The sequence below is a fragment of the Cyanobium sp. BA20m-p-22 genome, assembly GCF_024346275.1.
In the GTDB taxonomy this organism is placed as follows: domain Bacteria; phylum Cyanobacteriota; class Cyanobacteriia; order PCC-6307; family Cyanobiaceae; genus Cyanobium_A.
On the sequence record NZ_JAGQCQ010000013.1, the window covers coordinates 20,090 to 27,347 of the forward strand.

7 protein-coding genes are annotated in these 7,258 nt (G+C 65.3%); 1 reads left to right on the forward strand and 6 read right to left on the reverse strand.

Going from position 1 to position 7,258, the window contains the following annotated elements; translation table 11 throughout:
• Nucleotides 1-3 precede the first annotated feature (3 nt).
• From KBZ15_RS02410 to KBZ15_RS02430, 5 genes are all read right to left on the reverse strand, one after another.
• The gene (locus KBZ15_RS02410) at nt 4-741 is read right to left on the reverse strand and encodes a Bax inhibitor-1 family protein (protein ID WP_254930654.1); all 738 of its coding nucleotides are present in this window, start codon (nt 739-741) and stop codon (nt 4-6) included.
• A gap of 107 nt (nt 742-848) precedes the next feature.
• Complete coding sequence (locus tag KBZ15_RS02415) at nt 849-1,346, reverse strand: aromatic acid exporter family protein (RefSeq protein WP_254930648.1); 498 nt, start codon at nt 1,344-1,346, stop codon at nt 849-851.
• Between the two features lie 32 nt (nt 1,347-1,378).
• A complete protein-coding gene (gene rpsP / locus KBZ15_RS02420; protein WP_254930649.1) occupies nt 1,379-1,798 on the reverse strand; it encodes a 30S ribosomal protein S16 in 420 nt (139 codons plus the stop codon).
• A 50-nt stretch (nt 1,799-1,848) separates the two neighbouring features.
• A complete protein-coding gene (gene ffh / locus KBZ15_RS02425; RefSeq protein ID WP_255013049.1) occupies nt 1,849-3,279 on the reverse strand; it encodes a signal recognition particle protein in 1,431 nt (476 codons plus the stop codon).
• A gap of 59 nt (nt 3,280-3,338) precedes the next feature.
• Nucleotides 3,339-5,312 (reverse strand): ARC6/PARC6 family protein, encoded by a 1,974-nt coding sequence (locus KBZ15_RS02430; protein WP_255013051.1) that lies wholly within the window; start codon nt 5,310-5,312, stop codon nt 3,339-3,341.
• 111 nt (nt 5,313-5,423) lie between these two features.
• Between KBZ15_RS02430 and pdhA the strand changes: the two genes are divergently transcribed.
• The gene (gene pdhA / locus KBZ15_RS02435; RefSeq protein WP_255013052.1) at nt 5,424-6,554 is read left to right on the forward strand and encodes a pyruvate dehydrogenase (acetyl-transferring) E1 component subunit alpha; all 1,131 of its coding nucleotides are present in this window, start codon (nt 5,424-5,426) and stop codon (nt 6,552-6,554) included.
• A gap of 47 nt (nt 6,555-6,601) precedes the next feature.
• Here the strand turns inward: pdhA and KBZ15_RS02440 are convergent.
• A partial coding sequence (locus tag KBZ15_RS02440) for a sigma-70 family RNA polymerase sigma factor (protein WP_255013054.1) occupies nt 6,602-7,258 on the reverse strand: 657 nt, incomplete at its 5' end.

Below are 7,258 nucleotides of genomic sequence, written 5' to 3' on the forward strand. Positions count from 1 at the left end.
GGCTCAATCACGCCGGCCACCGCCCTGCAGGGCAATGATCAGCCGAAGGATGAAGATGAACAGGTTGATGTAGGTGAGATACATGCCCAGGGCGCCGGCCAGGTACTGGTCGTCGCTGTAGGTGCGGGGCATGGTGTAGAAGTCGACGAAGGCGGCCCCGACGAATAGCACTGTGCCGAAGCCGGCGATCAGCAGTTCAAAGGTGCCCCCGCTGAAGACTCCCGGCGCAAAAATGCTGCCGACGATCTGCACCACCATCGCGATCAGTAGGCCGAGAATCCCCAGGCCCACCACTCCGGTGAGGGCCTGCCCCACGCTGTCGCTCATGCGCCGACCGGCCACTGAGGCCACCACAAAGGTGATGCCGGTGGCCAGGGTGGCTGTACCGATTGCCCCGACACCAGCAGCGCTGATGGCGTAGGCGACAATTCCGCTCAGGGTGAAGCCCGTGATCAGGCTGTAGGCCGTCAACAGCGGCAGGGCCGTGCTGTTGTTGCCCTTCATGGCCACGTTCTGGGCCACGAAGAAGAGGATGAAGTTGCCGATCAGGGCCACCCAGAACAGGGGCATGAAGCTGGCAGGGCTGCTGGCCATCAAGGTCAGGCCGCCCAACACGCCAGCGGCGGTGAGCACCATGCCCCCACCTACGTAGGGCAGGGCCTTATTGACCACATTGGGCCCCACCAGGGCGCTCGACTGGGCCTCACGGATGGCTTGTTGGAAATTGCTGCTGGCCGGCATGGCGCACCAGAGGGAGGAAACTTCCATCATCCTGACAGCGCCCTGCAGGCAACGGGAGGCCCCGGGGGCCGAGGTTGGTGCGGATCTCCCTATCGAATCTGGTATTGCTATTCGATCTGGCGCCGCGAGCCTGGCCAGAACAGAACCGCGAGCACCGCCACACCGGTGCCGATGCAGGATTCGGCAAAGCGCAGCAGGGCATTCAGCCCCGGACTCAGCTTTGGATCCAGGCTGCTGGTGACCATCACCACGATCACCGTGATCGCCGCCAGGCGGCCGTGGCTCGGCACGTTCACCGCCGCGCACAGCAGCAGCGTGGCGAAGATAGCCAGGGCCATGCCAGCCGGGTGGAAGGGCAGCAGGATTAGGTAGACCGCGCTGGTGGCAGCGCCGATCGCCGATCCCAGGATGCGCAGTGACGCTGAGGAAAGCGCCTCTTTGCTGGTGGCCTGGGTCACCACAATCGCGGAGATCGCCGACCAGAGCCCGCCGATCTTGGGCAGATAGCCAGGGAACAGACCGGTAAACCAGGTGCCGAGCCCGTAGGCCACTAGGGCGGCCAGGGCAATTTCGGCGGGGATTCGCAGGCGATCAACCCTGTTCATATTGGTGCCCGGCCCAGCCGCCTCAGAAGTGCTCAGGCTTCAGGGGCAGCTTCTTCAGGGGCAGCAGAAGCTTCGGCGGCAGCAGCAGCTTCTGCTTCAGCCGCGGCGGCAGCAGCAGCAGCTTCAGCGGCCTTGGCGGCAGCGGCTGCCTTGGTGGCGGCCTCGCGCGCTTCGGCCTGTTTCAGCTTGCCGACCACTTCGGCGGCACGCACGGTCTTAGCGACCAGCCCGCCCTTCTCCAGCAGGGAACGGACGGTGTCGGTGGGCTGGGCGCCCTGGCTCAGGCGGGCCCTGATCGCCTCGGTGTCGAGCCGCGTTTCCTTGGTGCGTGGGTTGTAGAAGCCCAGCTCCTCCAGCGGACGGCCATCGCGGCGGGAGGTGCTGTTGGTGGCCACGAGGCGGAAACTCGCTTCCCGCTTCTTACCAAACCGCTTCAGGCGGAGCTTAATCATCGATGCTTTGCCGCTAGGTGGCCAAACAACCAATGTACCCGCTCGAGTGCTCAGAGCTGCCCGAACCCCTTGCGTTTCTTGGCTGGTTTGGTGGCCACTCGCCCTGGGGAGCCGGCTGCGGGCATGCCACCCATCGGGCCGGGCATCCCCGGGATTCCAGGCATCCCCGGCATGCCGCCGCCCCGGGTCATCTGTTGCATGAAGCCCCGCATCTTCTGGAAGTCGGCCAGCACCTTGTCGACATCGGCAGGTTTGTGGCCACTGCCTGCGGCGATGCGGCGCCGGCGCGAGGGCTGGGATGCCAGCAGTTCCGGCTGCTGGCGTTCGACCTCCGTCATCGAGCCGATCATCGCTTCGATCTTCTTGAGCTGCTCCTCCCCCTGCTTGAGCATGCCGTCGTCAATCTTGTTCATGCCGGGGATCAGCTTGATCAGTCCTCCGAGCGAGCCCATGCGCCTGATCATGCGCATCTGCTGGAGAAAGTCTGAGAAGTCGAAGCTGGCCTCCTGCAGCTTCTGCTGCATCTTGGCCACATCGGCCAGCTCCACCTCCTTGGTGGCCTTCTCCACCAGGGTGAGCACATCGCCCATGCCCAGGATGCGGCTGGCCATCCGCTCTGGGTGGAAGGGCTGCAGCGCCTCCACCTTCTCGCCGGTGCCGATGAACTTGATCGGCGCGCCGCTCACCTTGCGGATTGAAAGGGCGGCACCGCCGCGGGAGTCGCCATCGAGCTTGGTGAGCACGGCGCCGGTGATGCCCACCTGCTGGTGGAAGGCCCGGGTGAGCTCCGCCGCCTCCTGGCCAATCATCGAATCCACCACCAGCAGCACCTCGTCGGGCTGGCAGGCCTGGCGGATGCGCACCATCTCCTCCATCATCGACTGATCGATCTGGAGGCGCCCGGCAGTGTCCACCAGCACGGTGTCGAAGCCCTCGGCCCTGGCCTTGTCAATGCCGGCAGCGGCGATGTCTTCAGGTTTGGCCTCGGTGCCAAGGCTGAACACCTCCACGCCGATCTGGGCGCCGAGGGTTTTGAGCTGCTCGATGGCAGCCGGCCGGTAGACGTCTGCTCCCACCAGCAGGGCCTTGCGCCCCTGCTCCTTGAGGTGCAGGCCGAGCTTGGCGGTGGCGGTGGTCTTGCCAGCGCCCTGCAGGCCAGCCATCAGCACCACCGAGGGGGCTCCGGCCTGGCCGCCGGCGGCCAGGGGGGCGTTCTCGCCGCCCATGGTGTCCACCAGCTGCTCGTGCACCAGCTGGATGAACTTCTGATCCGGGCTGACGCCGCGCACCACCTCGGCCCCGACAGCCTTGCGCCGCACCTCCTCGACGAAGTCCTCCACCACCGGCAGGCTCACGTCGGCCTCCAGCAGGGCCCGGCGCACTTGCTTGAGCGCCCCCTGAACGTTGGTTTCGGTGATTGAGGCCTGCCCCTTCAGGCTCTTGACCGCGTCCTCAAATCGCTGGGAAAGCTCTTCAAACATTTAGGTGCCGCTGGCATTGAGACGATCGTAAAAACCGGGCTGCCCCCGGCAGCGATGGCTCAGGGGGCCTTGCTGAAGCTGGCAACGCGCCAGATGTCCCCCTCCCGGCCGAACACATAGCGGTTGCGCAGCTGCAGTTTGGTGGGCTCTCCCTCCGGATCGCCCTTGGCATTGAGGCGTTGGTCCGAGTAACTCAGGATCACCGTGGCGGCGATTCTGTTGGTGTCCCGCTCCTCAATCGTCAGTCCGGTGATGCTGGTACTGATGGTCTGGGTTTCACCGCGGGCCTGGTCGGAGGCGCGCTCCGCTTCGAGCCGCCCCACCAGGCTTGCGCGGGCCAGGCCCTCCACGGGCATGCGGCTGTCCTTACCGGCCAGGATGGCCGCCTTGGCATCCAGCCAGGCTTCCAGCAGGGCCTGCACCTGGGCTTCGCTCGGGGAGTCGGCCCGCAGGGGTAGCTCTGCTGAAGCGGGAGCCGCAGCTGGGGCTGGCACCGGGGCTGGTGGAGCTGGCACCGGGGCGGGCAGGGGCGGCGGGGCAGGCTCTACAGCGATTGGGGTTCGGCTGGCACCGGGGGACTGGGGCCGTAACCGCATCACCGCCGCGAGGGTCACAAGTGCCACCCCGACGCACACCGCCAGGAAGAGGCGGGATGGTCGCTGCAGTTGGGGCCAGCGCCAGCCAGCTAGCCAGGGCTCTTCTTCCCCTTCCCCGTCATCGTCCTCGTCTTCGTCAAAACTCTGTGACCCGGCCGCGGCTGGTGAGCCGATGCCGCCAAAGGAGGCCTGTGGATCAATCAGGGGCTTGTCCCAGCTGTGGGGGCGGGTGGTGAAGGTCAGGGCGGGGGGGGTAGCAGCAGGACTGGCCGGCCGGTCCTGCTGCTCCACATAGGCCTGCACATCGCGATCGGCGAAGTAGGCCTCCAGATCCGGATCGGCCTCCAGATCGCGGTAGCCAGGCAGTACGTCCCGGCTGAGCCAGTCGCGGCAGTAAGCACACAGCTGGGCCAGGGGATCGGGGCTCTGCAGTTCGGCCCAGCGCTTGAGCTCCGGTGGGGCTGCCTGCTTGAAGATGGCCTGGGCCCTTTCAACTTCCCCCAGCAGCAGCAACTGGCAGGCGATCAGCGGCTGGAGCCCCTCCTGGCTGCTGGCTTCGAGCCGTTGGCGGGCGGCCGCAATCCGCTCGGGTTTGCGCTGGGCAAATCCGGAGGCGGTCAAGGCTGTGCTGGCGAGAAAATCAGCGGCGGCGGAGCTCGGCGCCCAGCGACTGAAAATATCGATCTGCTCTTGAACGGTGAGGAAGGCGCGGATCTGCTTAAAAAAGGCCTGGAATTCCTCCGGTCCCATGCTCGGGTCTCCGAATCCCTCCAGGCCGCCGCGGCGCTTGACCAGCTCCTCCAGCAGGGCAAGCCCCTCGGCCCGCTCGGCCTGGGCCGTGAGGTTGCGGCTGAGCAGGTCAAGTACCCGGTAGGGGCGCAGTCCATCGAGCTTGTCTTCCAGCTGCTGGCGAATGGCCGGTTGCTGGCCCATTCGCTGCAGAAGCTGCAGGCCCCTTTGCAGGATCTGGGCAGCCCCTTCATAACGACGTTGCCGGTGCATGTCGGCGGCAGCGGCAAGGCAGGCCAGTCCCGCCAGGATGGTGAGGTCGGCATCGCGGCTATTGCCGAGAATGGGTGCCTGGGGTGGCTCCAGGGCAGCGCAGACCAGCTCGAAACACTCCAGGGCCTGGCCCGCTTCGAGCAGCAGCAACAGACCAGCCACTTCCATGCCGGGCGAGACATCGAGGGCCGGCAGCACGGATTGGCCGCTGCTGGCAAGGGCCGTCAGGTCAGATTCATAGGTCTGGCGCCTGCTCCCATCGCTGAGCAGGTCGGCACTGGCCTTGAGCAGCTCTTCCCTGGCCCTCAGGGTGTCCTGGGTCAAGCCATGCTCTGGGGGGCGGTCGATCCGCTGCTGCAGGGTGAGCAGCAGCGACTGCAGGTCGCTGGTCGGGCTGACTCCGAGCAACCGGAAATGATCGATCGGCAGTTCCAATCCGGGCCCGTCGCTGGTGGGTGACTTTAGGCAGGGCAGGCGCTTCTGACGCCAATTGTCAGGCCTAATGCAGCAGCACCTCTTAGAGTCGCCAGCAAGACGTAGGCGCACATGGGCAACGACATCGCTGCTGTACCTGGAGCCACATCACCTGGATCTACATCCAGTGGCGCTCCCGCCTGTTCTGCAGACGACACCAGTCTGGTCGGTGCCCATGCCGAGCGCCTGGAGAATCTCTACCCGTCGGTGTCCGCCACGGTGACGCGCGAGGAGGGGCTGATGCTCTATCGCGACATGACCCTGGGCCGGCGCTTTGAGGACAAGTGCGCGGAGATGTACTACCGCGGCAAGATGTTTGGCTTCGTGCACCTCTACAACGGCCAGGAGGCCGTAAGCACTGGCGTGATCAAGGCGATGAAGCTGCAGCACGACTGGTTTTGCAGCACCTACCGCGACCACGTGCACGCCCTCAGCTGCGGCGTGCCGGCCCGGGAGGTGATGAGCGAGCTGTTTGGTAAGGAAACCGGCTGCAGCAAGGGCCGCGGCGGCTCCATGCACCTTTTTTCCAAGGAGCACCACCTGTTGGGGGGCTATGCCTTCATCGGCGAGGGCATTCCGGTGGCCCTCGGCGCAGCCTTCACCAGCCGCTACAAGCGCGACGCCCTGGGGGATGCCTCCAGCGACTCCGTCACAGCCGCCTTCTTCGGCGATGGCACTTGCAATATTGGCCAGTTTTACGAGTGCCTGAACATGGCGGCGCTGTGGAAGCTGCCGATCCTGTTTGTGGTGGAGAACAACAAGTGGGCCATTGGTATGGACCACAACCGTGCCACCAGTGATCCGGAGATCTGGCGCAAGGCGGCCGCCTTCGGCATGGCCGGCGAAGAGGTGGACGGCATGGACGTATTGGCGGTGCGCGCCGCCGCCCAGCGCGCCATCGAGCGGGCCCGGGCTGGGGAGGGCCCCACCCTGCTCGAGTGCCTCACTTATCGCTTCCGCGGCCACTCCCTGGCCGATCCAGATGAGCTGCGCGCCCAAGCGGAGAAGGAGTTCTGGGCGAAACGGGATCCGATCAAGGCCCTGGCTGCCCGCCTGATCGAGCAGAACCTCGCCTCAGCTGAGGAGCTCAAGGCGATCGAGCAGGAGATCGATGCCGAAGTGGCCGACTGCGTTGAGTTCGCCCTGGCGGCTCCCGAGCCCAAGCCCGAAGAACTCACCCGCTACATCTGGGCGGAAGACTGATCAAGCTCTGCGATCAGTCTCTCTAGTCAGCTTCTCTGATCAGCCTCTCAAAGAGTGGCGGGAATGCGTCGAGTCATGTTGCGCAGTTTGCGCAACGCCTTGATCTCCACCTGGCGAACCCGTTCACGGGACACATCCAGTTGACGGCCGATTTCGGCCAGGGTCTGGCGCTCTTGGCCCTCGAGCCCAAAGCGCAGCTGAAGCACCTGGCGCTCCTGGTCGCTGAGCTGGCTCAACCAGCGCCCTAGCTGCTCCTGGTGCATGCCCCGCTCTACCCGATCCAGCGGCTCCTCCCCTGAGGAGTCGGCAATCAGATCCCCCAGGAAACTGCGGCCCTCATCGCCGTTCACCGGCGCATCCAGGCTGGAGGTGGTGAGGGACTGGCGCAGCAGGCCGTCGAGCTCCTCGATTGGCATGGCCATCGCCTCGGCAATTTCCTGGCGGTTTGGCATGGCGCCCAGCTTGTGGGCCAGATCCAGGCTGACCTTGCGAATCGCTGTGAGCCTTTCACTCAGGTGTACGGGCAAGCGGATCGTGCGGGACTGGCAGGCGATCGCCCGGGTCATGCTCTGGCGGATCCACCAGAAGGCATAGGTAGAAAATTTATAGCCCCGGGTGGGATCAAACTTCTCCACGGCCCGCTCGAGCCCGAGGGATCCTTCCTGGATCAGATCGAGTAATTCAAGACCCTTGCCTTGATACTT

Bases quoted from the DNA above. Each gene is read 5' to 3' on its own strand.
- KBZ15_RS02410 (WP_254930654.1), bottom strand. From the start codon at position 741: ATGCCGGCCAGCAGCAATTTCCAACAAGCCATCCGTGAGGCCCAGTCG.
- KBZ15_RS02415 (WP_254930648.1), bottom strand. From the start codon at position 1,346: ATGAACAGGGTTGATCGCCTGCGAATCCCCGCCGAAATTGCCCTGGCC.
- rpsP (WP_254930649.1), bottom strand. From the start codon at position 1,798: ATGATTAAGCTCCGCCTGAAGCGGTTTGGTAAGAAGCGGGAAGCGAGT.
- ffh (WP_255013049.1), bottom strand. From the start codon at position 3,279: ATGTTTGAAGAGCTTTCCCAGCGATTTGAGGACGCGGTCAAGAGCCTG.
- pdhA (WP_255013052.1), top strand. From the start codon at position 5,424: ATGGGCAACGACATCGCTGCTGTACCTGGAGCCACATCACCTGGATCT.